23 protein-coding genes and 5 tRNA genes are annotated in these 23,294 nt (G+C 56.6%); 27 read left to right on the forward strand and 1 reads right to left on the reverse strand.

The window, feature by feature from the left end:
- Positions 1-221 precede the first annotated feature (221 nt).
- A complete protein-coding gene (locus tag KQI12_RS01840; RefSeq protein WP_216570200.1) occupies positions 222-866 on the reverse strand; it encodes a hypothetical protein in 645 nt (214 codons plus the stop codon).
- 200 nt (positions 867-1,066) lie between these two features.
- Between KQI12_RS01840 and KQI12_RS01845 the strand changes: the two genes are divergently transcribed.
- The 27 genes from KQI12_RS01845 to KQI12_RS01970 all read left to right on the forward strand — a co-directional run bounded on the left by KQI12_RS01845 (position 1,067) and on the right by KQI12_RS01970 (position 23,245).
- The gene (locus KQI12_RS01845) at positions 1,067-1,378 is read left to right on the forward strand and encodes a YerC/YecD family TrpR-related protein (RefSeq protein ID WP_216570202.1); all 312 of its coding nucleotides are present in this window, start codon (positions 1,067-1,069) and stop codon (positions 1,376-1,378) included.
- Positions 1,365-2,123: a class I SAM-dependent methyltransferase gene (locus KQI12_RS01850; protein WP_216570204.1), complete on the forward strand. Its 759-nt coding sequence runs from the start codon at positions 1,365-1,367 to the stop codon at positions 2,121-2,123. Before KQI12_RS01845 ends, KQI12_RS01850 begins: the two co-directional genes overlap by 14 nt.
- A 3-nt stretch (positions 2,124-2,126) precedes the next feature.
- The gene (gene hslO, locus KQI12_RS01855) at positions 2,127-3,011 is read left to right on the forward strand and encodes an Hsp33 family molecular chaperone HslO (RefSeq protein WP_216570206.1); all 885 of its coding nucleotides are present in this window, start codon (positions 2,127-2,129) and stop codon (positions 3,009-3,011) included.
- Positions 3,012-3,162: 151 nt separating this feature from the next.
- Positions 3,163-3,238, forward strand: a tRNA-Val gene (locus KQI12_RS01860).
- Positions 3,239-3,243: 5 nt separating this feature from the next.
- Positions 3,244-3,320, forward strand: a tRNA-Asp gene (locus KQI12_RS01865).
- 3 nt (positions 3,321-3,323) lie between these two features.
- Positions 3,324-3,399 (forward strand) — tRNA-Phe (locus KQI12_RS01870).
- A 57-nt stretch (positions 3,400-3,456) separates the two neighbouring features.
- A tRNA-Gly gene (locus KQI12_RS01875) sits at positions 3,457-3,532 on the forward strand.
- 33 nt (positions 3,533-3,565) lie between these two features.
- Positions 3,566-3,639 (forward strand) — tRNA-Cys (locus KQI12_RS01880).
- A 94-nt stretch (positions 3,640-3,733) separates the two neighbouring features.
- Positions 3,734-4,384 carry a hypothetical protein gene (locus KQI12_RS01885; RefSeq protein WP_216570208.1) on the forward strand — a complete coding sequence of 217 codons (651 nt, stop codon included), beginning with the start codon at positions 3,734-3,736 and terminating at the stop codon, positions 4,382-4,384.
- 419 nt (positions 4,385-4,803) lie between these two features.
- Positions 4,804-5,760 (forward strand): DUF6017 domain-containing protein, encoded by a 957-nt coding sequence (locus KQI12_RS12740; protein WP_216570210.1) that lies wholly within the window; start codon positions 4,804-4,806, stop codon positions 5,758-5,760.
- A gap of 70 nt (positions 5,761-5,830) precedes the next feature.
- Complete coding sequence (locus KQI12_RS01895) at positions 5,831-7,555, forward strand: ParB N-terminal domain-containing protein (protein ID WP_216570212.1); 1,725 nt, start codon at positions 5,831-5,833, stop codon at positions 7,553-7,555.
- A gap of 6 nt (positions 7,556-7,561) precedes the next feature.
- Positions 7,562-7,972, forward strand: coding sequence for a DUF3846 domain-containing protein (locus KQI12_RS01900; protein ID WP_216570214.1), 411 nt, complete (start codon positions 7,562-7,564; stop codon positions 7,970-7,972).
- Between the two features lie 6 nt (positions 7,973-7,978).
- Positions 7,979-8,932 (forward strand): ArdC-like ssDNA-binding domain-containing protein, encoded by a 954-nt coding sequence (locus tag KQI12_RS01905; protein WP_216570216.1) that lies wholly within the window; start codon positions 7,979-7,981, stop codon positions 8,930-8,932.
- The gene (locus tag KQI12_RS01910) at positions 8,895-9,488 is read left to right on the forward strand and encodes a hypothetical protein (protein ID WP_216570218.1); all 594 of its coding nucleotides are present in this window, start codon (positions 8,895-8,897) and stop codon (positions 9,486-9,488) included. The genes KQI12_RS01905 and KQI12_RS01910 overlap by 38 nt, the downstream gene beginning before the upstream one ends.
- Before the next feature lie 14 nt (positions 9,489-9,502).
- Entirely contained in the window at positions 9,503-10,348 is an 846-nt protein-coding gene (locus KQI12_RS01915) for a hypothetical protein (RefSeq protein ID WP_216570220.1), read from the forward strand.
- 155 nt (positions 10,349-10,503) lie between these two features.
- The gene (locus tag KQI12_RS01920; RefSeq protein WP_216570222.1) at positions 10,504-10,899 is read left to right on the forward strand and encodes a hypothetical protein; all 396 of its coding nucleotides are present in this window, start codon (positions 10,504-10,506) and stop codon (positions 10,897-10,899) included.
- A 12-nt stretch (positions 10,900-10,911) separates the two neighbouring features.
- Positions 10,912-11,217 (forward strand): plasmid mobilization relaxosome protein MobC, encoded by a 306-nt coding sequence (gene mobC / locus KQI12_RS01925; RefSeq protein WP_216570224.1) that lies wholly within the window; start codon positions 10,912-10,914, stop codon positions 11,215-11,217.
- Positions 11,218-12,525: a relaxase/mobilization nuclease domain-containing protein gene (locus KQI12_RS01930; RefSeq protein WP_253290770.1), complete on the forward strand. Its 1,308-nt coding sequence runs from the start codon at positions 11,218-11,220 to the stop codon at positions 12,523-12,525.
- On the forward strand, positions 12,522-12,992 hold the full coding sequence (locus KQI12_RS01935) for a hypothetical protein (protein ID WP_216570226.1): 471 nt from the start codon (positions 12,522-12,524) through the stop codon (positions 12,990-12,992). Before KQI12_RS01930 ends, KQI12_RS01935 begins: the two co-directional genes overlap by 4 nt.
- Complete coding sequence (locus KQI12_RS01940; protein WP_216570228.1) at positions 12,993-13,619, forward strand: DUF3801 domain-containing protein; 627 nt, start codon at positions 12,993-12,995, stop codon at positions 13,617-13,619. It abuts the gene before it with no gap.
- A gap of 14 nt (positions 13,620-13,633) precedes the next feature.
- Positions 13,634-14,503, forward strand: a complete 870-nt coding sequence (locus KQI12_RS01945; RefSeq protein WP_216570229.1) for a hypothetical protein — start codon at positions 13,634-13,636, stop codon at positions 14,501-14,503.
- Positions 14,504-14,840: 337 nt separating this feature from the next.
- Entirely contained in the window at positions 14,841-15,701 is an 861-nt protein-coding gene (locus tag KQI12_RS01950; protein WP_216570231.1) for a hypothetical protein, read from the forward strand.
- On the forward strand, positions 15,698-16,459 hold the full coding sequence (locus KQI12_RS01955; protein ID WP_216570233.1) for a class D sortase: 762 nt from the start codon (positions 15,698-15,700) through the stop codon (positions 16,457-16,459). The genes KQI12_RS01950 and KQI12_RS01955 overlap by 4 nt, the downstream gene beginning before the upstream one ends.
- A gap of 162 nt (positions 16,460-16,621) precedes the next feature.
- Positions 16,622-19,093, forward strand: coding sequence for a SpaA isopeptide-forming pilin-related protein (locus tag KQI12_RS12745; protein ID WP_371817921.1), 2,472 nt, complete (start codon positions 16,622-16,624; stop codon positions 19,091-19,093).
- A 30-nt stretch (positions 19,094-19,123) separates the two neighbouring features.
- Positions 19,124-21,520 (forward strand): SpaA isopeptide-forming pilin-related protein, encoded by a 2,397-nt coding sequence (locus KQI12_RS12750; RefSeq protein ID WP_371817923.1) that lies wholly within the window; start codon positions 19,124-19,126, stop codon positions 21,518-21,520.
- 86 nt (positions 21,521-21,606) lie between these two features.
- The gene (locus tag KQI12_RS01965; RefSeq protein WP_216570235.1) at positions 21,607-22,800 is read left to right on the forward strand and encodes a type IV secretory system conjugative DNA transfer family protein; all 1,194 of its coding nucleotides are present in this window, start codon (positions 21,607-21,609) and stop codon (positions 22,798-22,800) included.
- 73 nt (positions 22,801-22,873) lie between these two features.
- Complete coding sequence (locus KQI12_RS01970) at positions 22,874-23,245, forward strand: TnpV protein (RefSeq protein ID WP_216570237.1); 372 nt, start codon at positions 22,874-22,876, stop codon at positions 23,243-23,245.
- Positions 23,246-23,294: the final 49 nt, after the last annotated feature.

Genomic DNA, 23,294 nt, shown 5'->3' on the forward strand with positions numbered 1-23,294 from the left:
AGGCATTTTCACAGAAGAAATATCAGAATGCTCCGTCTAAATAGACAAAGACCGCGCTTGGGATCGGCGGTCGGATATGGTATGATGAGGACGAAAGACATCAAAGGGAGGTGCGGCATTGTACATACTGTTGGCGGTCCTGTTCTTTCCTGTCTATGTGCTCTACCTATGTATGAAGAAAAATAAATGATCTCCCCAAGGCGGGAGGAACGGTCGGAGGGTCATCCTGAAGAGGATGGCCCTTCTCCGTTCAAAGGGAGCGGTATGGTCCGCAGGACAGGTCCCGGGGCCAGCAGGCCCGCCGGGACCCAGAGCATGAGGCCCTCCGGCCCCAGAGAGGGCTGGCTCTCCCGCAGGGCCCGGCGGAGAGCGGCAGGAGAGAGCTCCTCAGCCCCGTCCCTCAGCGCCTCCAGCAGGAGCCTCCGTCCAATCTTCCGCGGGAAGAGCTGGAGGGGAGACACTGTGGAACCGTCGGACAGGCGCCACAGGTCCCCGAAGCGGCCGGTGTGGACAGAGCCGCCCCGGTCCTCCACGACGGTCCAGGTGAGGCTCAGGATACCGTCTGCCTCCCAGTGTCCCAGAAGAGAGATCTGGGCGGACCAGGGACGGAAGGGACGCCCCTCGTCTCGGGCCTGGTCCGCGGCGGCTCCGGCGGCCTCCAGGAGCGGCCCAGACCACCGGGCCCGCCAGAGGGCGGACAGGCGCTCATACCACCGGTCGATCCGGCGGATGCCCCGCCCCTGGCTGGGGAGAGCGGGAAGGACACAGCAGACCGAGAGGACCGGCTGGCCCTCCTTCCGATAGGCGCGGGCGAAGCGCCGGGACCGGACCGGCGTGGGGGCGGGATGGATCGGCTGGACAGACATGGCGGGACTCCTCCTTCCGGATCGGGCGGGACGATCTGGGCCAGCCTATGCGGGGCGGGCAGGACGGGTGCGGCTGTTGAGTGGGCAAAATGTGAAAAAGACCTGTTTACTTTGTGGATTTAGTTTGATAAAATAGAGGTAGCGTCTCCTGTCCGTCGAGCAGAGACAGAGGGACGACGATCGAACGGGAGGGAACCGTTTTGGCAAAGATCATCAAGAAGGAGCAGAGCGACCTGCTCTATGAGACTATCCTTTCCCTGAGGGATCTGGATGAGTGCAAAAAATTCTTCTCTGACCTGTGTACCGTGGCGGAGCTCCGCTCCATGGAACAGCGCTTCGAGGTGGCGCTGCTCCTCAGCGACGGCATGATCTACAACGATATCCTGGAGCGCACCGGCGCCAGCAGTGCTACCATCAGCCGGGTGAACCGCTCTCTGCAGTACGGGGCCAATGGTTATCAGACCGTCCTGCCCCGGGTCAAGGAGAAGCTGAAGGCCGATGGCAAGCTATGAATTCCTGGCCGGGTGCTATGATGAGCTGACCCGGGACGTGGGCTATCAGAAGTGGGCAGACTATCTGGAGCGGCACTTCGCCCGGTCGAAGCTGCCCATCCACACGGTGCTGGATCTGGCCTGCGGCACCGGGAGCCTCACCTGGGAGCTGGCCCGCCGGGGCTATGAGACGATCGGCGCGGACCGGTCTGAGGAGATGCTGGCTCAGGCCAACGAGAAGGGGCTGGAGCTGGGGCTCGACGTGCCGGAGAAGCCGATCTTCCTCCACCAGTCCATGGACGAGCTGGACCTCTACGGCACCATCGACGCCTGCGTCTGCTGTCTGGACAGCGTGAACTATGTGACCCGACCTGCTGTGCTGGCCAGGGCGTTCCAGCGGGTCCACCTCTTCCTCATGCCTGGCGGGCTCTTCCTCTTCGACATCAACACGCCGGAGAAGCTCCAGGCCCTGGATGGACAGGTGTTCCTGGATGAGACGGAGGACACCTACTGTGTCTGGCGGGCGGAGTATTCCAAGCGCCGCCGGATCTGCTCTTACGCCATGGATATCTTCCGCCGGACGGAAGAAGGGCTGTGGGAGCGGGGCGAGGAGTTCCACGAAGAGTACGCCTATGAGCCGGACGAGCTGGAGGAGATGCTCCGGCAGGCCGGCTTCGTCTCGATCCGCCGCTGCGGCGAGCGGGTCATGCGCGCCCCAAGAGCGGGGGAACAGCGGATCTTTTTTATCGCACGAAAGGGAACATGAGATATGTCAGATCAGATCGTAAGAGTGCTGGCCAAGGACGCGCCGGTGAAGGCCAGCGCCATCTCCGCCCGGGACATGGTGGAGCGGGCACGGCAGATCCACAAGACGCTGCCCGTGGCCACCGCCGCGCTGGGCCGAGCCCTGATGGGATGCTCCATGATGGGCGATCAGCTCAAGGAGGAGGACGGCTCCGTCACCCTCCAGATCAAGGGCGGCGGTCCTCTGGGTTCCATCACCGTCACCTCTGACAGCTCCGGCAATGTCCGGGGCTATGTGCAGAACGGTGAGGTGGAGCTGGTGGAGAAGGCTCCCGGCAAGCTGGATGTAGGCCAGGCCGTGGGCACCGACGGCACCCTGACCGTCATCAAGGACATCGGTCTGAAGGAGCCCTATGTGGGCAGCATCGGCCTGCTGTCCGGCGAGATTGCCGACGATATCACCGCCTACTTCGCGGAGAGCGAGCAGATCCCCTCGGCCTGCGCGCTGGGCGTGCTGGTGGACAAGGACCAGAGCACCCTCTGTGCCGGCGGCTATCTGATCCAGCTCCTGCCCGGTGCGGACGACCGTGTGATCGACAAGATCGAGCAGGGCGTCCACCGGGTGGGTCCTGTGACCAATGCGCTGAAGGAGGGCATCTCTGCTCTGGAGCTGGTGCGCCGGGTCCTCAGCGACTTCGAACTGGAGGTGGTGGAGGAGTCTCCGGTAGAGTACCGGTGCTACTGCAGCCGGGACCGGGTGACCCGCGCCCTCATCAGCATGGGACGGGAGGAGCTGTCCTCCCTGATCGAAGAGCAGGGCGAGGCCGAGCTGACCTGCCAGTTCTGTGATAAGGTCTATCACTACTCAAAAGAGGAGCTGGAGCAGCTCCTGGCGGATATGAAAAAATGACCGTTCCCCCGGCCGGAGGGAGCCTCCCCTCCGGCCGGAGAAAAAAGAATGAGAAAAATCGAATTTGTGGTTGACAACAGAGCGATGGCTTGTTATAATAACATCCGTCGCGTGAGACACGGCACGAGAGTGTCTCAGGCTCGGACGAACTGGGAGCATAGCTCAGCTGGTAGAGCGCATGCCTTACAAGCATGATGTCACAGGTTCGAGCCCTGTTGTTCCCACCACATATGGCGTGGTAGTTCAGTTGGTTAGAACGCCGGCCTGTCACGCCGGAGGTCGAGGGTTCAAGTCCCTTCCGCGTCGCCATATGCCTCTGTAGCTCAGTTGGTAGAGCAGGGGATTGAAAATCCCCGTGTCGCTGGTTCGATTCCGGCCGGAGGCACCAAAGCCTCTGAGATGCGTACGCATCTCAGAGGTGTCCCTCGGGGCATCTGCATCCGATGCAGGTGTAGCTCATCTGGTAGAGCGCCACCTTGCCAAGGTGGAGGTAGCGAGTTCGAGCCTCGTCACCTGCTCCAAACAAAAGAGGATAGGTCTCCTGTCCTCCATATGGCGCCATAGCCAAGCGGTAAGGCAGAGCTCTGCAAAAGCTTTATCCCCAGTTCGATTCTGGGTGGCGCCTCCAAAAGCCCCGTATCATCATACGGGGCTTTGTTCTATATCTGTACAAAAGCAGGACGATCCCGGATGGGACGATAGAGGATAAGGAGGCGGCAGCAGTGAGGGACAGACAGAGACAGGCCGTGATCGCGGCGGTGCTGGTCTTGGGCCTGACGGCCTGCGGCGGAGAGACGGCGGACAGCGGGACGAGCGGAGGGAGTCTCCCGGCCCCCATGGGGACGGGTGAGCCTGCCGTCGAGACGCAGGCCCATCAGACGGCGGACACGACGGAGCTGACGGCGGTCCGGGCCAGGCTCCGGTCGGAGGGGAGCGTACTGGGCGCGGCCTATCTGGACTATGCCGGCGGCACAGAGCCGGAGGAGGACGGAACGGACTGGCTCCGGGGATCGCCGTACCTCATGGATATGCCGTTCCTGACGGACTGTCCCGTCGTGGAGGGGGAGGGGAGCGAATGGTATGCCCTCATCCCGACCGGGGCGGAAGACTGCATCCGGATCTGGCGGGCGGACCTGGCGGAAGACGGCACCATCCACCCGGCGGAGGATGTCCCATCCTATGAGGGCGGTCCCGGGGAGCCGGTGCTCCTCCGGTGCAACGTCAGCGACCTCTGGTCCAACGTCCTGATCGAGACTGCGGGACAGACCTTCCAGCCCTTCCTGTCTCTGAAGGACGGGCGGCTGGACATGGGACCGGAGGTCTGCGACCTGACCCGGTATGAGGACGGTCCTGACGGAGGAACAGCCGGATGAGGATGAAAAAAGACCGTGAAGCGATACTTCACGGTCTTTTTTTGGTGGACCTGATCGGATTCGAACCGACGACCCCTACAATGCGAATGTAGTGCGCTCCCAAACGGTGCAGTTCTATGCGCCACAAACCACACAGGAAACTGCCGACAATAATCAGATATTGTCGGAAAAAAGCGAAAAAAATATATGGCCTTGTTCAATTCTTCACGGTACAAGCCAAGAAGCAAGCATCCTGCGATAACCAAGCTATTTTTCCCTATTATACCCCGCCTATCTGTGAGATGTCAACACAATGGAGGAGATACAGTTCGCATCGGGGCAAAGGAATGTTGAAAAATGAAGATTTCGGACGATATGTTCGCATCCAAAAGCACGCTCGGCAGAGTGTGCTTTTTTATTATCATAGGAGGTAATCGTGTGTGAGTATTTCAACTGCATTCGACTATTATTACGGCGATGAAAGCAGCCAATTTTCTTTTTACCGCATTCCCCGCCAGCTTGTCACAGGACAGCAATTCAAGAAAATCTCCACGGACGCAAAGCTGCTGTACGGCCTCCTGCTTGACCGGATGGGCTTGTCTGCACGGAATAGCTGGTATGATGACGCCGGGCGTGTCTACATATTTTACACGCTGGACGAAATTCAGGAGGACTTGAACTGCGGACATGAAAAAGCCGTCAAGCTTCTATCCGAGTTGGACACAGATAAGGGCTGCGGGCTGATCGAACGCATGAAGCAGGGGCAGGGCAAGCCGACCAAAATCTATGTCAAGCGCTTCACCACTCGCCAAGTGACCGCTGAAACCATTGTGCCGCAAGAGGTTCCAAGACTTCCGAAAATCGGAAGTCAAGAAGTCGAAAAATCGGAAGTCAAGAGTTCCGAAAAGCCGAAGTCAAGACTTCCGATTATCAGAAGTGCAGACTTCGGAAAATCGGACGGTAATTATATTAAATCTAATCAAACTGATTTTAGCTATACTGATCCATCTATCCATCCATCACCTTCCACCGATGAGCAGAGATGGATGGATAGAAGCGAATACTTGAAAGAAATCAAAGAGAATATTGAGTACCCATTCCTTTGCCAGCAGTTCAACCGCGACGATGTGGACGAAGTGGTCGGGCTGATGGCGGATGTGATGTGTTCCACCCAGCAAACGATTCGGATCGGCGGCAATGACATCCCGCTGACGCAGGTGCAGGCCCGTTTCTATCGGCTGGACTACTCCATGATGGTCTATGTCTTTGAGAGCCTGCACCGAAATACCACCAAAGTCCGCAACATCCGTGCTTATCTGCTGACTACGCTGTTCAATGCACCGTTGACGATGAATAACTACTATCAGGCCGAAGTCCAACACGACTTCGGCCTTTGATTTTGGTTGAAAATGTGGCTCAAATTGAGACACATTTTTCGACATAAATCTTGAATACGGAGGTAAACCAATGTCCAACGAAAAGAAAAACCCGCTGATCGGCGCGTTTCGGGCACCGCCCGTAGGAACGCCGCCTTCCCCCACACAGCCCGCAAAGCAGCCAGAGACGCCCAAGAATGTCAAAGCACCTGCGACTCCGCTTTCTGCCCCCATCCTCACCAAGCTGGAGGAGAGCAAGAAAACCGTTGAGCCTGCCAAGGACGATAAGGCGGTCAAGGACGGCAAGCCCGCCGTAGCTGCGCCTGCACCCACCAAGCCGGAGGAGAGCAAGAAACCCGCTGAACCCGCCAAGGACGATAAGACCGTCAAGGACAGCAAGCCTGCCGCAGCTGCGCCCACTCCCACCAAGCCGGAGGAGGGCAAGAAACCTGCCGAGCCTGCCAAGGACGATAAGGCGGTCAAGGATGGTAAGCCCGCCGCAACTACGCCTGCTCCCACCAAGCCGGAAGAGGCAAAGAAGCCCGCTGAACCCGCCAAGGACGATAAGGCGGCCAAAGACGGCAAGCCTGCTGCGGCTGCGCCCGCACTCACCAAGCCGGAGGATGGCAAGAAACCCACAGAACCCGCCAAGGACGATAAGACCGTCAAGGACAGCAAGACTGCCGCAGCCGCACCTGCTCCCACCAAACCGGAAGAGGGCAAGAAAACTATCGAGCCTGCCAAGGTGGATGCGGTCAAAAAGCCGGTGGGACAGGAAACGCCCACTGCATCAGCTACCCGCACTGCGGACGGCCCGAAAGGTTCTGCCGTGACCAAGGTATTTGAGGATCGTCTGGACGCACCTACCGAAGCTGACCTTTTTAAGCTGCCTACCCCCGGTGAGGGCGAGATTTACAGCATGGCAATCCATTCGGCCTATCTGAAGGACTTTCTGGATCACCCGTTCACGGTAAACCGCGAGACGCAGGATTACAAAGACCTGTTTGAGTCCATCAAGAATTACGGCATCCGTGAGCCGGTCCTCTGCCGTCCCGGACGCAACGGTGGACTGGAGATCATCTCCGGCCACCGCCGACATGACATTGGCGCACAGCTGAACTACCCCATTCCCGTTCTCATCGAGCGTGTGGACGAGGATGACGCGCAGATTCAGTGCGTAGACGGCAACCTCCACCGCAAGGATATTCCGCTTTCGGAACTGGCCCGTGCCGCACAGATGAAGATGGACGCTTTGAAGCGCAAGGCAGGGCGGCGCTCCAAGGCAGACATTCTGGCCGGAAAAGAGCCGATGAAGCGGAGCGATGAGCAGGTCGGTGAAGATCTGGGTATGAGCCGTGCCAGCGTACAGCGATTGATGCGCGTCAATCAGCTGGAGGAGCCGCTGAAAAAGATGGTGGACAAGAAGGAATTGCCGCTGGCCACCGCCGAGCAGATTTCTCACATGAAGCCCGCCGAACAGAAAACGCTGGCTGACGCCATCGAAAAAGAGGGCGGCAAAGTCCCCTCCAAGACGGAAGCGGTCAAGCTCAAGGAAGAGAGCCGCGCCGGTACGCTGACCCCGCAGAAGATCGAGAAGTCGGTAGCGCCCACGAAGCGGGAGATCGACCCTCCGCTGAAGGTCACTTTTCAGGACGATGAACTGCGCCCCTACTTCCCAGAGAAGGGAACGACAGTTGCTACCGTCAAACGCACGATGTTTGAGGCGATGGATCTCCGCAAAAGGTCGCTTGAACGGCAAAAAGCAAAAACGCAGGCAGAAAATGACGGCAAAAAACGGTCTGAACCGGCGAGGTGATGGAGTATGACTGTCGTAATCGTTAAGCCGGGATATGCCCCCTATGAGGCGGACATCAACGGCTTGGATGAGATGCAGAAAGTCGTAGGGGGAATGATTCAAGCCATTTACCCCTTTGAGGATAACGCCGCAGTCGTTTGTAATGACGAGGGACTGTTCTTGGACTTGCCCTTCAACCGCAGTGTGTCTGGCGGATATGGCGGTGTGTTCGGGAACTTTTTTGTCTGTGGCTTAGGTGAGGAAGATTTCTGTTCCTTGACCCCGGAGCAGGTCAAGGTTTACAAGAAGGAGTTTCACAGTGCGGAAATTCTGATCGGAGCGAAGGGTAACACCCCCATTACGCTGAAGGTGCAGCCCAAGGCAGCAGGCGGCTCCGGCCGTGAGAAAGGCCGGGATACGCCACCCGGCCGGGAGTAAAGTACGATGCAAGAACAGCTTTCCGCAAGTGAGCGACTGAAGGCACTGACTGACCAGCTGGAGCAGGGCGTTTCGGATATTTTCCAAAGCGGCCAATATGCGGCATACCTCACGGCCATGTCGAAGTTCCATCATTACAGTTTTGGCAACGCCATGCTGATTTTCATGCAGTGTCCGAATGCTTCTCATGTTGCAGGTTATCACGATTGGAAAAGAAAATTTGGCCGACAGGTCAAGCGGGGCGAGCATGGTATCACCATACTCGCCCCCTGCCCTTACCGCAGACGGGAGGAAGTGGAGGAAACGGCCCCAGACGGCTCCACAGCCACGACCATCCAACTGGTGCAGCGCGTAGGTTTTCGGACAGTCACCGTGTTCGATGTGAGCCAGACCGAGGGGAAGCCGCTGCCGGAGCTTGTTCACAAGCTGACCGGAGGTGTGGTGGACTACGAACGCATAACCGAGGCGATCAGTCACCTCTCACCCTATCCCATCAGCATTGAAGCCTTTCCCGGCGCTGCCTATGGCTGCTGCAATTTCGTAGAGCAGCGCATTTTGGTGCAGCCGGATATGAGCCAGGTGCAGACCATCAAGACCATGATCCATGAGGTGAGCCATGCGAAACTCCATGCGCTGAAAGAAGACGCTGTTTCCGGAGAAAACCGGAGTGAGCAGCGTTCCTCCCGCGAGGTGGAGGCTGAAAGCGTAGCTTATGTGGTCTGCCAGCATTTCGGCATCGACACTTCCGACTATTCATTTGGGTATGTAGCCGGTTGGAGCCGAGGAAAAGACTTGTCCCAACTGAAAACATCGTTGGAGCGGATACGGGACACCGCTGCGGAATTGATCGATAGCATCGACCCGCCCAAAGAGTTGTCACCGCCAGTACAGGAAAAACCGGCACAGAAACGGAGGAATGCCCGTGGGAAAAGAAATCAGCCTGATCGCCTTTCTCGATGAAGTCGTGTACCGGAACACGCAGCACTATAAGAGCGATTTTGAACTGGACGCGCAAAAGCTGAGGGATGCGCTGGACAGCCCCAATCAGGATGAGCGCGTTTTCTACTTCATGTCCCGTCCAAACGGAACATGGTGTGTGCTGGAACGGGACGCTTTTCTTCGGGAGAGCGATGGCTACAAGATATGGACACATTATGCAAATATGCCTGCTGGTATCGAAGCCTACCGCATTGTCATTACCGGGCAGTGCGGAACAGCTCCTATGGGCTATGTGGTGAAGCTGAACTACCGGGAGCAGGTGCAGCGTGTCATCAAAGCCGCCCTCCCCATTGAGGATGTGGAATTGTCCTTCTATTCCGGTGAGAAAGTCAGGATACCGCTGGAGCAATACCGCAGACATCGGGAAGAAATCTTCTTTGAGTACGGCGCGATCCAGAATTTCCGCAACTGCCCGCAAAATGAAGCGGAGTTGTACCGTATCATCTCGATGGAACACCGTTTGCAAAAAGGCTGGCGGCCCAAAGTAAAAAAGAGGCCGGAGACTCCGGCCAGATAGGAGAGATACCACCCATGTCTGAGAAAGATAGCCGGGATAGCTTTTACTTTTTGAATGCTTATCAGGACGGCATAACGCCGGGGCAGAAAATCACGATCCAGCACAATGTCTCCTACAATGACTGGCGTGCTGCTCCGCACCTTGCCCCGCTGGTAAAGCTGACGGATGCGGAGATCAATCAGCGGAAAGAGGCCAGTATCACGCTGGAAAAGGAACTCTATGCCAAGCTGAAGCAAATCGCGTCAGAATGGGATGAGCAGGCGGCACATACAATGCTGCTGGAGCGTGCGCTGGAATATGTGCATACCCCGGAGGTAGAGCATACCGCCAATGAGTGGAAAGAGCGCGAGAACGGCGTGTGGGAGATCAGCAACCGCACCTACAAAATGCGTTATCAAATTACTTATGCAAAGGCCACCGATATTTATCTCGTCAGCTGGGGGATCATCTATAACGCACCCAAGCAGCCAAACTCCAAGTACGCAAATTACTGGGGCGACAGCATCTATGTTGCAAGACAGGATAAGAAAAAATATCCCAGCATGGAAGCGGCACAGAATTATATCCAAGGCCGGTTTGACCTGTATTCGCACCTGTTCCGGGAATTGTCTCCCCCTGTCCCCAACGAGTGCAAACGGATGTTCAGCATCAATGGCTGCCTGGCTCCCGGCTATACGCTGGCGCCGCCGGACAAGGAAGAACCCGACAAGCAGGCGGTGGACGATCTGCTGGCCTGTCTGGATGACAGCGATACCGCTGCACCGTCTGAAATACAGAAAGCCCCGGACAAGCCTGTTGAAAAAAACTCCAACGGAAAGAGTAAAGGCACTGTCAAAAAGAAGCACACCCCGACACGGTAGGGCAGCGGCGCTCTGCGTCGCTGTCCCAGCCAGCATGGAATTTTGACATCAAAATTCCGCCGGTTAAGGGCGCACCCCTAAAACCCCACGCTATGAAAGTCGAAATGCGTCTCGAATTGAGACGCATTACTTTTTGAAGAAACGGAGTGATGCCGATGCAGCCGGACTACTCGCCGTGGGGCGAGATACAAGCCCTTGACACGATCTATCCCGGCATCCATCTTATCACAGCTCCCGGACACGGCGGTATCGCCGTGGAATGGCCCGCCTATCTTGAATTGTCCGGCGCCGCACGCAAATGCGGCTTTCGTGAAAACGGCTGCCTTTGGTTTGAAGAGGATTGCTGTGAACAGGTGGTGCTTCGGGAACTCATTGACCGTGGAATGTGGACGCCTCCCAGCAGGATCACAGACCCCGCAAAATTTGAACAGGAAATTGACCGCGTTATTCGGATGTACCACCCGGACTACTGGGCGGAACGGGAAGCAGGCCATACCGTTCCCAAATTCACAAAAGCGGCCAAGAGAAGAAAAACGGAGCCTGCCCGCTGAGAGGAGGAGCAAATGAAGCCGTATAAGACGATGACTCTGCGGCTCAATGCCACCGAGTACGCCCATCTGTGCCGACAGGCGGAAGTGACCGGCTTGAAGAAGGAGCCGCTGGTGCGGCAGCTCATCATGGGCGTAAATCTGCGCCCCCGTCCGCCCGACGCCTATGCAGACCTGCTCCGTGCTTTGTCTGCCATCGGCAACAACATCAATCAGCTGGCCCATCAAGCCAACGCACGGGGCGCGGCCACCGGCGATGAGATCACAGAGGCTCTGCTGTTGGTGCATCAGACGGCACGGCTTGTTCGGGAGCGGCTCTGAATGGCTTATACAAAACTCATCGTCATTCATAGTCGGCTGGACAGGTGTTTGGACTATACGCAGGATGAAGAAAAGACTTCTTTGGAAACGGTGCTGGACTACGCCATGAATCGGGACAAGACGGAACAGGACTGCTTTGAAACCGCTCTGAATTGCAGCCGGGAAACAGCCTATGCGGACATGATGGATACCAAGCGCCGCTGGGGAAAGGTCAGTCGCAAGCGTAAAGGGTATCATGTGATTCAGTCCTTTGCCCCCGGAGAGGTCACGCCGGAGCAGGCGCACGCCATCGGCGTAGAACTTGCACAGCGGCTTCTGGCAAACCGATATGAGGTAGTCGTTTCCACCCATCTGAACAAGGCGCATCTGCATTCCCATATCGTGTTCAACAGCGTGTCCTTTGTGGACGGCGCAATGTACCGTGACCGTATCAAAGACCTGCTGGGCGGTGCCGGAGAAGGTATCCGCGGAACATCGGACGCGATCTGTCTGGAGTATGGCCTGTCCATCATCGAACCCAGTGAGCCGAGCGTCAGCCGCGCCGAGTGGGAGGCGCAGCAAAGCGGAAAACCCAGCTTTCGCAGTACCGTCCGTGTGGACATCGACACCGCAATCGCCGGCGCCTACACCATGCGCTCGTTCTGGAGCGAACTGGCGCGGATGGGCTATCAGGTCAAGCGGTATCCCCAAGTGACCCATGCGGCAGTCAAGCCGCCGGGCGGTCAGCGATTTTTGCGGCTGGACAAGCTGGGAGACGGTTACAGCGAGGCGGAGATACTGATGCGGCTGACCGCCGGACGAACTGGGACTGCACCGCTCATCAGCGACCATACACCGATTTTGCCGCAGCGGTATGTTTCCCGTGGGCGGCGATACCGGGTTCGCGGCAAACTGCCGCAGGCTGGCCGACCCAAGGGCTTCCGTCTGCTCTATCTGAAATATCTGTATCTGCTGAGAAAGCCGACATCTCGGCACAAGGCCCCAGTCTCACGGGCGGAGGTCATCAAGTTTGACTGCTATCAGGAGCAATTCTACTACCTGCGGGAAAATCGCATCGACAGCGCAGAACAGTTGTCCATGCAGATGGATGCACTGCAAGCAGAGATAGACAATCTGACTGACCGCCGTGCATCTTTACCGTTTGCACCGACGGCTGCCGGAGGATGCGGCCTGCTCCGAGGAAATTGGCACGATTACCGCACAGCTGCGGATACTGCGCCGGGAGCTGAAGTTATGCGCTCGCATCGAAGGCGATATTCCAGCCGTGCAGGCACAAATCAAAATACAGGAAGAAAGGAGCCGCCATGAAAAAACTGATAAAAGCAGACCTGAGCCGCGTGCTGGAGTTGATCGTAGCTTACCAACCCGTTAATCGGGCCGCATTGACAGCAGCGGCGAAAAGCCTGTCACAAAGCCGATCCAACGACTACCTGTTTCTGGCACGGAAAGACCGCTTCTGTTTGATGGATCTGTCCGAGGTCTATGCAGACGGCAGCGACAGCAATTCTTTTCTCGCTGCACTGGAAACACAGACCTGCTGGCCGGTGCTGGCGATGTTGCTCCATGTGGAGTGCGTAGAATACGGTGCTTACCGTGGCAGCGTAATTCTGGCGGATTACTCCGATTTAGTTCGGGGTGTGGCGTTTGCCGCGGCGCTTCCCGATGCCCAGCGTGAAGCGCATATCCGCGAAATGGTACGCCGCTGTGTGCGCTATGCGTCGCAGTGTACCATGATGGAACTGATAACTTATCTGAAAACCGGGAGGTGCGATTAAATGGACACAAGCGGAGAAGCGGCTGATCTGGTGGTCAAGGAGAGCATCCAACTGACCGAGGCCAGTATCAAGCTGCTGGCGGCAGGGAGTAAAAATCTTGCCGCCTTTTTATATGCCCTTGCCAAAGATAATAAAAAGCTGGTCGGCAAAACCAGCATGAACCGTCTGCTGCGAGAGGGCAAGGAACTGAAAAGTTTTTGCATCAAGGAAGAAGATTTTGCGGAGTTCCGCAAGTATGCCCGGCCTAATGTCCTCTTTGCGGCCGTCCAGGACACCAAGGCGAATGACGGGCTGGTGGCGCTTGTCACCAATACGGACTTCGTGCCGCAGGTCAACCTGTTCATGCAGCGCCGGGGTTATCCCGCCCCGACAGAGGAGCAGGAGGAGCCTGCGGCAAAAAAAGACGCACCCCGCACTCAACAAAGGAACTCCTCACCAGAGCGCGGGAATGGCTCAACAGCATCGAGGACGAGCCAGACGATGAGGACTACTGACACGGCGGAGAAGATCAGCGATATTCCCACCGTAAAAGGCCGGTTGGCAGTCTTGCAGAAAACCGCAGAGGGGATGCGGGAGGGACGGTCTGCTCCGCAACGCTCCCATTCGTCCCCACAAAAATCAAGATAAATGGAGGAATCACCATGGCAAATCTGGAACAGATCGTAAGCAGGAAAACGGAGAACGACACCAAATGGAAAGAACAGCAGCAGGCAGAACGGGATAATACCACTGCCATGCAGGACGCAGGGGTGATGGAGATCACCACCAGTCCCGATGCTTATGCGCGGTATCTGGAGATGCAGGGAGACAACCCCGCATACAGCGCCGGAAATATCGCACTGGTTATGTTCAGCGACCCGGAGGCCACCGTGTTCGGCACCCGTGACCGCTGGAAAACGCTGAATCGCTCCGTCATGGACAGTGAGAAAAACAATGGCGTCAAAATCTTTGCCCGCTCTCCCATGGGGCGCGGCTATACGCTGGCTGATGCCTATGACATTCGCCAGACGCAGGGCCGTGAGCTTTCCCGCATCTCTCTGAAAAATGACAGCAAAGAGATGGAAACGGCGCTGACCACCGTTCTGAACTACGCTGTCGTGCCAGTGGTCATTGATAAGGAGCTGCCATCGCCTGCTTTCTACGATGAAACCAATCTGGAACTGGCGATCAACCCGGATTACCCCGACAACGAAGCCTTTGCCGCAATCGCCGCCGAGGTCGCGCACAGCCGCTTTCATGCCAAAGGTGCGAACAGAAGTTATGACCGCGGCGAGTGCGATCTGGACGCACAGAGTATTTCCTACATTCTGTGCCGCAGATATGGGATCGAACGCCCCATGCCGGATATGACGAATCTGGCCGGACTTTATGAAGGCTGGGAGCCGCAGGAACGGCGACAGGCGCTGGACACCATTCAGGACACCAGCAAACAGTTTGGCCGTTCCATCGAAAAAAATCTGGAGATGGGAAAGCAGCGCAGCCGCGCCCCGGTGCATCGTCCGACCCGATAACGTCCAGTGGTGGTGGGGGTGTTTCCCCTTCGGGGAGTATGAGCCGCCGCGCACCCCTGTCAAGGCCGCACGATTGCGCCAGCAATCGTGCGCGAGTCGGCCAGTGCGCCCACTGGCCGAGCCTTGACCGTGCTGCTCGTCAGCTCATTGGGTAATCAAGGGGAGAACACCCCAAAAGCCGCTGTCAGCGGCTTTTGCCATATTGGGAGCGCGGTGCGTCCAACCGAGCGCCTGCGAACCCGCTGCCCGCCCCGCCGTGAGCCGTCGGCGGGGCGCTTTTGAAATGCGGCTCAAATTGAGACACATTTCTACATGATACGAATATGGAGGAACTGTTATGAAACGCACACTATCCCTGTGTTGCGCCGCACTTCTGTCCTGCCTGATGACCTGTCCGGCACTGGCGGCAGACGCATTGCTCCTGACGCCCAGCCTCTATCCCACAGAGGTCAAGGAATATGTCAACGGAGAAGAAATGCGGCTGGAGCGCACCTATCTGCTGTCCTCTGCGGATGATCCGGCCAACATCCCCGTTGGCGATTTTGACCGGGAGGGCTGGCATTATACGCTGCTGGATGTGACCCGGCAGGAAACCGTCAAAAGCGACGCAAAGGACTATGCCGAAACCTACACGCTGGACACGGACACAAAGGACATGGAGAAGATCATGCCCCAACTGGCAGCAGAGCGCACTGTCACCACGGAGGACGGCTACACCGGGACACTGATGCTGGACACTGCCAGCATCAAGGTCGAGGCCGCAGGCTACAACACTTCCACCCGAACAGTCACAGCCGCAAGGACTTATCCAAATTTGTCCGACGCCGATGTGTCGTTTGTGCCTAAAAGCATCACGGATAATGGCCGCACCCTGGAGCTGTCCGATGTGCAATGGCAGGAATCCGAAGGCTTTTACCACGCCTCTGCCACCTATACGGGAAAGACGTCCAGCAAATATGCTACCGGATATATCGTCACTGCGGACTATTCCGGCGAGGTAGTTCGTACCACTGCTGATGATACGGTCTACACCGCTGTTTTCAGCGGGACGCCGATCCAAACAAAAACAGAGACGCCCGATTGGAGATGGCTGCTGATCCTGCCCGTCGGTGCCGGTGCAGCTGGTCTTGGTGTACTGGGGAACAAGTGGCTGAAAAAGCGCAGAAACGAAAAGAAGTGGGAGGACTACACAAAATGAAATGGAAAACACTGTGCTTGTCTGCGGCGCTGACTGCCGCACTGACCGCAGTACCCGCCTACGCGCTGGACTACACGGTGGATGCCCCGGAGGATCACCTCTTCGGCAGGCCGACCAGCGTAGAGACGGCCACGGAATATGCCGCTTCCAATGTGGATCGCAGTAAGAATACGGCGCTGATCCCGCCCGCTTTTGGCAGCCCCACCAGTTACCTGCCGAATACGGGTGAGCCGCTGACACCAAACCTGATGCCAGGCGCGCTGAGTGGCGGCCTGCTCAATTCTGCCGGAGGGACTGGTACGGTGTCTTACCCTAAAGTGGACAGCGGCAGCTGGAGCGGAACGGCCTACACGCCAGTCACCTCTGACCTCTATTACAGCGGCGGTGATCTCGGCACGCTGAAGATCCCGGCCATTGGCCTAACAGTCAAGGTCTATGAAGGGACGGACAGTGCCGCACTCCGCAAGGGTGCAGGCCATTTTGCCGAGACGAGCATCTGGAACGGAAATGTCTGTATTGCCGGACATAACAGAGGCGTGAACAACCACTTTGGGAAGATACATACCCTCAGCATGGGCGATACCATCACCTACACAACAAAGCTGGGAACGAGAACTTACACCGTCACCAGCGTTTCCAAGGTGTCGGAAATGGATACCGGCGGCACGGCGGCCAGCTGTGATAACCGGTTGACCCTGTATACCTGCGTCAGAGATCAATCCGCTTATCGCTGGATGGTCTGTGCCGTAGAACGGTAAAACTACTATAAAGCGGCTGCTGAAATGTGGCTCAATTTGAGACACATTTCGACAGCCGTTTTCTCTTGCGATTTTCACAAGTCATTCACCTAATTTTTCAGCGGAAGGAGGTCATGCGAAAATCGCATAGCGCTTCCTTCTGCCCATTTTTAAGGAGGCACTATGAAAAAACGATTGATCTCCATGCTGCTGTTGGTGGTCATGGTGCTGGGGATGCTCCCGGCCACCGCTCTTGCCGCCAGCAGCGAGGAGGAAGCCCTTGGTGAAGTCAATATCTACAACGGTGAGCAGAAACTCTCGTACCTCTCCATCAACGGACGCATCCGGGAACTGATCTACACCTATTTCAATTATGTGGGTGCCAACGGAAAAACGAAGGAGATCCCTGCCTACTGCGTCAACCCCAACACCAAGGGCGTCCCGCAGACGGTGGCTCCCGGCCAGAGCATCAAATACATCGCCAAGGAAAAGGGCAGCGATCCGAAGGTCATGGGCATCATCGCCAACGGGTATCCCACCCGTGGCCTTTCGGAGCTGAAGCTGGAGAACAAGTACCACGCCTACTATGCGACCAAGATGGCACTGTGGTGCTACCTGCTCCCCAACTGGAACATCAACAACCTAAAGGTCAATCCCAACCTGACCGGTGCGGAGCTTCAGCGGGCGCAGGCTATTCTCGCCGCCGCAAAGGACATCTATGTGCGTGGCACGGCGTGGAGCAAGGTGCTATCGCCCCGCGTCACCGCAGCGGCTGACCGGGACACTGCTTATGCCGTTACAGTAGACGGACAGCAGTACAAGCAGCAGGTGTTTACGGTCCACTCGGATACCTGGGTGTGCGACTATGCCATCCGTGTTGCATTTTCGGACCCTGCTTCTGTTCCCGCAGGAACGCGCATCGTGGACATGAACAACAAGGATATTACGACGATCACCACCTCCGGCACCGGAGATGGCTATGATGGGAAATTCAAAGTTCTATATCCCGCCGCTGCGGTGGCAGGCAAGACCGGCAGCGTCCAGCTTTCCTTCTCTACTAATGTCTATCAATATGCGGTGTTCTATGCCACCTGCGCGGAGGTCAGCAAATACGGCCAGCTCCAGAACTATATGTGCGACACCGACCCCACTACCACAATGAGACTGTCCACATACAGTAATTACAGCGACGGTGAGAAAACCGAAGAACCCGACACCGGCCTGAAAATTATCAAGCTGGAAAAAGGCACGGACACGCCGCTGAGCGGAGCCGTCTTTGAGGTGATCGGTCCTGATGGAGCCACTGTTGGCACCTTCAATACTGGCTCGGACGGCACCGTGACCATCCCTCTGACGCTGGCTGGCAACTACACCGTGTATGAGCGCGTGGCCCCACTGAACCATCTTATCAGCGATACTCCCGCGCAGAACATCAAGGTGGAGTATGGCAAGGTGGCGGAGCTGACCTGCTGGAACGAGCCTTACGGAACGCTTCGCATCGAGAAGCTGTCCGACACTGGGGCGCACCTGCCCAGTGCCATGGTGCAGATCAAGCACATCGAGAGCGGCGTGACCTACACCGCTGAAACCAATTTTGCGGGCTATGCCATCTTTGACAACATCAAGCCCGGTGCTTATGAGATCAAGGAGATCACCGCGCCTTCCGGCTGGCTGAAGGACAATGCCACCTATACGGCTTCCGTGGCCACCGGCGAAACCACGACCTTTTCTCTCGTGAACAAGGAGCTGCCCGGTCTGCGGATCATCAAATATGACCGCAAGAACATGGTGGCAATGGCCAATGTCACCTTCGAGATTTTCCGAGACAGCGTTTCTCTCGGCAAATTCCGCACGGACGAGTTTGGTGAAATCCTCCTGACCGACGCTGCCCCCGGCACCTACCGCGCCGTGGAGGTAGACACCGGCAGCGACGGCCACATCCTCGACACCACGCCGCAGGAGGTGGAGTTGTCTGCCGGCGACGGCATCAAGGAATTGCTGTTCTTCAATGATGTGAAGCCGGGACTGCGGCTGGTCAAGGTGGACAGCACCGATCCCAGCAAGGTCATTCCCAACGCAGTTTTTGAAATTAAGTCCGTGGCTGGTGATTACGGTCCCAAGGAATTTATCACCGACCAGAACGGCGAAATTGACCTTTCCAAGCTGCCCACCGGCGCGTATGTGGTCACGGAAAAAGCCTGTGAGGGCTATATCATCGACCAGGCCCAGCGCATCATTCACTTGGACGCCAACGAGGACGCGCAGTTCGTTTTCACCAATACCATCAAGCCATCTCTGCAAATCATCAAGACCAGTTCGGACGGCTCCCGCCTGAAAAATGTGTCTTTCCGTATTGCCAAAATTGCGGACGGAACGCATTATCTTGACCGCACCACCAATGAGCAGGGCGAAATTCTGATTGCTGATTTGGAACCCGGTGTTTACTCCGTCAAGGAAACCGCCACGGATTCCTCTCACATCCTCGACCTGCGGGAGTATCACATGGAGCTGTTCGCAGGCCGAACCAGCACCCTGACCATCGAGAATCAGAAACGCCCCAACCTGACCGTCTACAAGCACGACGCCGACACCGGCGAGCCCATCGCAGATACCGTGTTTGAAGTCCGTGCCGCAGACGGTCACAGCGTCGATTAGATCAAGACAGACAGTGAGGGCAAGGCGGAGTTGAAAAACCTGCTGCCCGGTGTGTACGAAATCAGCGAAAAATCCGTGCCGTCGCCGTATCTGCTGGACGCGCCCTCTCAGCTTGCCACCCTCTACCCTAACCGAGATCACACCGTTTATTTTGAAAACCATCAGAAGCCCGCACTGACCGTTAAAAAGGTGGACAGTGTGACCGGCGATCCCTTGCAGGGTGCAAAGTTCCATGTTACCTACGCCAGCAACAATACCGGCAGCGGCGAGATCAATGACCTTGGCACTTTCTATACCGACGAAAGCGGCCAGTTCCAGTTGACCGGTTTGCGGGACGGCTGGTACAAGGTAACGGAGCAGGAGCCGCCCACGGGGTACGCCATCAAGGAGGCCACGCAGGAGGTCTATATCCAGTCCGGCACTTCCAAAGTGCTGACCTTTGAGAATATCCCTCTGTCTGCACTCATTGTCTGGAAGTACGATTCCGTCACTGGCGAAGCGGTGAGCAACGCCGTGTTCCAAGTGAAGTATCTCACCGGCACCTCCGGCACGGGCGGTACGGTCATCGGCACCTACAAGACTTCTGCCAACGGCAGCTTCACCGTTACCGGCCTGAAGGAAGGTACTTACATTGTAGAGGAACTTGCCAGTGACAGCGGCCATGTGATCGACACCGCGCCCCAGACCGCCTATATCAGCGGCAAGCAGCAGGATGTGGTGCAGCTCTATTTCGGCAACAGCCCCAAGGGCAGCCTGCTGCTAAAAAAGATCGACAGTGTGACCCATAAGCCCCTTTCCGATGTGGAGTTCATGGTGACGACCGCAGACGGAACAGTGGTGGGTGACGCCAACGGCAAATGTATCACTGACAGCGCAGGTACTTTCACGATTACGGACATCGTCCCCGGCACAACGCTGGTGGTGAAGGAAACCCGCGCAAGGGACGGCTATCTGCTGGACGACGCCCCGCAGACCGCAACCATCAAGGCGGGTCAGACCGTGACGCTGGAGTTCCGCAATCAGCCGCAGGGCTCCCTTATTATCAATAAGCTGTCCAGTGCGGATAAGAAAACACCCCTGGAGGGTGTGCTGTTCCAGATCACCTATTCCGATGGCAGCTTCGTGGACAATGGCGCACTTTCCAGCAAGGGCCTGTATCGGACTGATAAAAACGGCCAGATCATTCTCAGCTGCATCACCGGCACCATGATCGTGACAGAGGAGGAGACGATCCGGGGCTATCGCATTGACGAGACATCCCGCACACAGACCGTAGAAGTCCGCACAAATGACACCCAGCAGCTATGGTTTTATAACACGCCCGTTTCCGGCATCCTGATCCATAAAATTTCCAGCGTAGACGGAAAGGAAATCCCCGGTGTGACCTTCCTGCTCTATGACAGCACCAATACACCGGTTGCACAGGCCACCAGCGATGACCACGGCTACGCTTGGTTTGAGGACTTGCCCGCTGGACGCTACTTCCTGCGCGAGATGGAAAACGAGGGCTATGTGCGGGATACGCAGAAAAAGACCGTCTATGTGAAGCCCGGCGAGACTACTGAGGTCGAATGGGAGAATACCCCCATCACCGGACAGATCCAAATCACAAAGCGTTCTGCGGACTACAACTCCACCAATGGCCTGCCTGCCGGGACACTGCTGGAGGGCGCGGTGTTCGAGATCACCGATAAGGCCGGGAATGTAGTCGATACCATTCGTTCCAACAGCCGCGGACTGGCCATCTCCAAGCAGCTGCCGCTGTCCCGCTATTTCGTCCGCGAGGTGAAAGCGCCGGAGCATTACGGCATCAGTGAAAAGGAACTGACGATGTATCTGGAATATGAGGGCCAGATCGCCCGCCTTGAAGTGGAGGACAAGAGCCTATCCACCGGCGTGTCCATCACCAAGACCGGCCCCAAGGAGATCATGGCAAATCAGCCGGTACGCTTTGCGTTCTCGCAGATCGCCAATACCTCCAATGTCAGCCTGAGTAATTTCTATTGGCGCGATACCCTCCCCGCGCAGGTGCGGCTGGAGAAGGTCGTGACCGGCACTTACAACTTCCCCGGCACTTATAAGATCGTCTATCGCGTCAACGGCGGCGATTATCGCACTCTGGCCGATAACCTTTCGACTGGAAAGAACTACACGCTGGCTGCATCCTCTGTAGCGCTGGGGCTGGCCGCCAATGAGCGCGTGACGGAGGTTATGTTCGTATTCGGACAAGCTCCGGCAGGCTTTGCCCAGGTGGAAAGCCCCTATCTCTACTGTAAGGCCGTGGCCGGACTTCCGGCTGGCTCCTTTGTCAATGTGGCGGATGTCGGCGGAACTTATAACGGAACATGGGTGCAGGCAGTCAGCCGTTGGGTCATTTCGGTCTATGGAAAACCGACTGTTCCCAAGCTACCCCGCACCGGGTATTGATGCTGTCGAAATGTGTCTCAAATTGAGCCGCATTATTGGGGCCGCTCCGAAAAGGGAGCGGCCCTTCGCTGTGCAAGGAGGCGCACATGAGACGGAATCAGAATGACAGTCCGCTACTGTGGCTTCTGCCTGTCCCTGTGGTGCTTTGGCTGGCAGCACTGCTGGCAACGGAGTACAAAGCAGGAATGACGGTGTTTACACTGATGGGACGGTTTTCATGGTTGATGGAGCATCCGCTGTCTGTCCGGTGGACGCCGTATACGCTCAAGTTTATGCTGGGCGCACTGATCGCCTATGGCTTTGCCGTGGCGCTCTGCTGCTCTACCCGCGAAAACCGCAGGCCGGGAGAAGAACACGGCTCTGCCAAGTGGGGCAGTGCCAAGCGGCTCAATGCAAAGTACCGCGACAAAGACCCGCGCAACAACACCATCTTGACACAGAATGTCCGCATGAGCCTGAACGGGAAAATGCACCGGCGCAACCTGCTGCAAATCGTGATCGGCGGCTCCGGCGCAGGTAAGACCCGCTTTTTCGTGAAGCCAAATCTGATGGAGGCAAATTGCAGCTTTCTTGTGACTGACCCAAAAGGCGAAACGCTCCGGGCGGTAGCCCCGCTGCTGCTCCAGAAAGGCTATGTCATCAAGGTATTCGACCTGATCGACCCGGCCCGGTCGGACAGCTTCAATGCCTTTGCCTACATCAAGAACGATAAGGATGTGATGAAACTGGTCAACAACTTCATTAAAAACACCACGCCCAAGGGCGCGCAGCAGAACGATCCGTTTTGGGAGCGTTCCGAGATCGCACTGGATACGGCGCTCATTCTGTACCTGATCCATGAAGCGCCGCCGGAGGAGCAGAATTTTGAAATGCTCATCTATATGATCGAAAACGGCGGCGCAAAAGAGGACGATGACGATTATCAGTCCCCCTTAGACCTGCTGTTTGAGGCGCTGGAGGAGGATGACCCCAGCCATATCGCCGTGCGGGAATATAAGATCTACAAGCAGGCTGCGGGTGTTGTATGCTCTAAAAGACTTCTTAATCAAGCGGTTGGGAAGTCTCTTAGAACACACAACCTAAAATCGAAGAAAAGAGCGCAAGTTATGAGAAAAAACGAGAAAATCACTGCTCTGTATGAACGACTGAGCCGTGATGACTTTGGCAAAGATGATGACCAGCAGCGTGAGAGCAACTCCATATCGAATCAAGAGTTACTATGTAAAGGGTGGTTTCTCCCACCTAATACATATGACTGCGGCTCATTTGTGGTGAATTGAAAAGCAGTTGTAGGAAAGGAGAAGAAAAGTTCTTATAACCGCTGGAAATCAACACACGAAGGAGCTAATTTTTATGAAATCGCTATTTGAGCAACTGGGCGGCACTTATCATCAGGAGGGCGATTACCTTATCCCAAACCTTACCCTGCCGGATGAGCCAGAATATCAGATTGGCAAGTATGGGCGTATGCGCCGTAGCTATCTGAAAGAACATCGCCCTGTTCTCTACGCAAACTATCTCACGAGCGGAACGCTGCACCGGCATCTTGCGGAGATTGACCAAGCCTGCAATAAGCGAATGGAAATCATCATCTCTGCTATGGCGAAGCAGGAAGTCGTGACCGAAGTTCTGAAAGCCGCTGACCAGATGGAATGGGTGCGCCGGATGAACAGCATTCGCAGCCGTGCGGAGGAAGTCGTTCTGACCGAGCTTGTATATGCCTGATAAAACGCCCGTTATTGGCTGTTTGGCCGATAACGGGCATTTTTGCGTA

Source organism: Pseudoflavonifractor sp. MSJ-37 (assembly GCF_018917965.1).
Classification (GTDB): Bacteria; Bacillota; Clostridia; order Oscillospirales; family Oscillospiraceae; genus Pseudoflavonifractor_A.

What these genes read in the sequence shown, in the direction of transcription:
- hslO (WP_216570206.1), top strand. Translation starts at nt 2,127, where the DNA reads ATGTCAGATCAGATCGTAAGAGTGCTGGCCAAGGACGCGCCGGTGAAG.
- KQI12_RS01955 (WP_216570233.1), top strand. Translation starts at nt 15,698, where the DNA reads ATGAAATGGAAAACACTGTGCTTGTCTGCGGCGCTGACTGCCGCACTG.
- KQI12_RS01935 (WP_216570226.1), top strand. Translation starts at nt 12,522, where the DNA reads ATGAAAAAACTGATAAAAGCAGACCTGAGCCGCGTGCTGGAGTTGATC.
- KQI12_RS01950 (WP_216570231.1), top strand. Translation starts at nt 14,841, where the DNA reads ATGAAACGCACACTATCCCTGTGTTGCGCCGCACTTCTGTCCTGCCTG.
- KQI12_RS01840 (WP_216570200.1), bottom strand. Translation starts at nt 866, where the DNA reads ATGTCTGTCCAGCCGATCCATCCCGCCCCCACGCCGGTCCGGTCCCGG.
- KQI12_RS01905 (WP_216570216.1), top strand. Translation starts at nt 7,979, where the DNA reads ATGCAAGAACAGCTTTCCGCAAGTGAGCGACTGAAGGCACTGACTGAC.
- mobC (WP_216570224.1), top strand. Translation starts at nt 10,912, where the DNA reads ATGAAGCCGTATAAGACGATGACTCTGCGGCTCAATGCCACCGAGTAC.
- KQI12_RS12745 (WP_371817921.1), top strand. Translation starts at nt 16,622, where the DNA reads ATGAAAAAACGATTGATCTCCATGCTGCTGTTGGTGGTCATGGTGCTG.
- KQI12_RS01900 (WP_216570214.1), top strand. Translation starts at nt 7,562, where the DNA reads ATGACTGTCGTAATCGTTAAGCCGGGATATGCCCCCTATGAGGCGGAC.
- KQI12_RS01945 (WP_216570229.1), top strand. Translation starts at nt 13,634, where the DNA reads ATGGCAAATCTGGAACAGATCGTAAGCAGGAAAACGGAGAACGACACC.
- KQI12_RS01940 (WP_216570228.1), top strand. Translation starts at nt 12,993, where the DNA reads ATGGACACAAGCGGAGAAGCGGCTGATCTGGTGGTCAAGGAGAGCATC.
- KQI12_RS01970 (WP_216570237.1), top strand. Translation starts at nt 22,874, where the DNA reads ATGAAATCGCTATTTGAGCAACTGGGCGGCACTTATCATCAGGAGGGC.
- KQI12_RS01920 (WP_216570222.1), top strand. Translation starts at nt 10,504, where the DNA reads ATGCAGCCGGACTACTCGCCGTGGGGCGAGATACAAGCCCTTGACACG.
- KQI12_RS01915 (WP_216570220.1), top strand. Translation starts at nt 9,503, where the DNA reads ATGTCTGAGAAAGATAGCCGGGATAGCTTTTACTTTTTGAATGCTTAT.
- KQI12_RS01895 (WP_216570212.1), top strand. Translation starts at nt 5,831, where the DNA reads ATGTCCAACGAAAAGAAAAACCCGCTGATCGGCGCGTTTCGGGCACCG.
- KQI12_RS01965 (WP_216570235.1), top strand. Translation starts at nt 21,607, where the DNA reads ATGAGACGGAATCAGAATGACAGTCCGCTACTGTGGCTTCTGCCTGTC.
- KQI12_RS01930 (WP_253290770.1), top strand. Translation starts at nt 11,218, where the DNA reads ATGGCTTATACAAAACTCATCGTCATTCATAGTCGGCTGGACAGGTGT.
- KQI12_RS01850 (WP_216570204.1), top strand. Translation starts at nt 1,365, where the DNA reads ATGGCAAGCTATGAATTCCTGGCCGGGTGCTATGATGAGCTGACCCGG.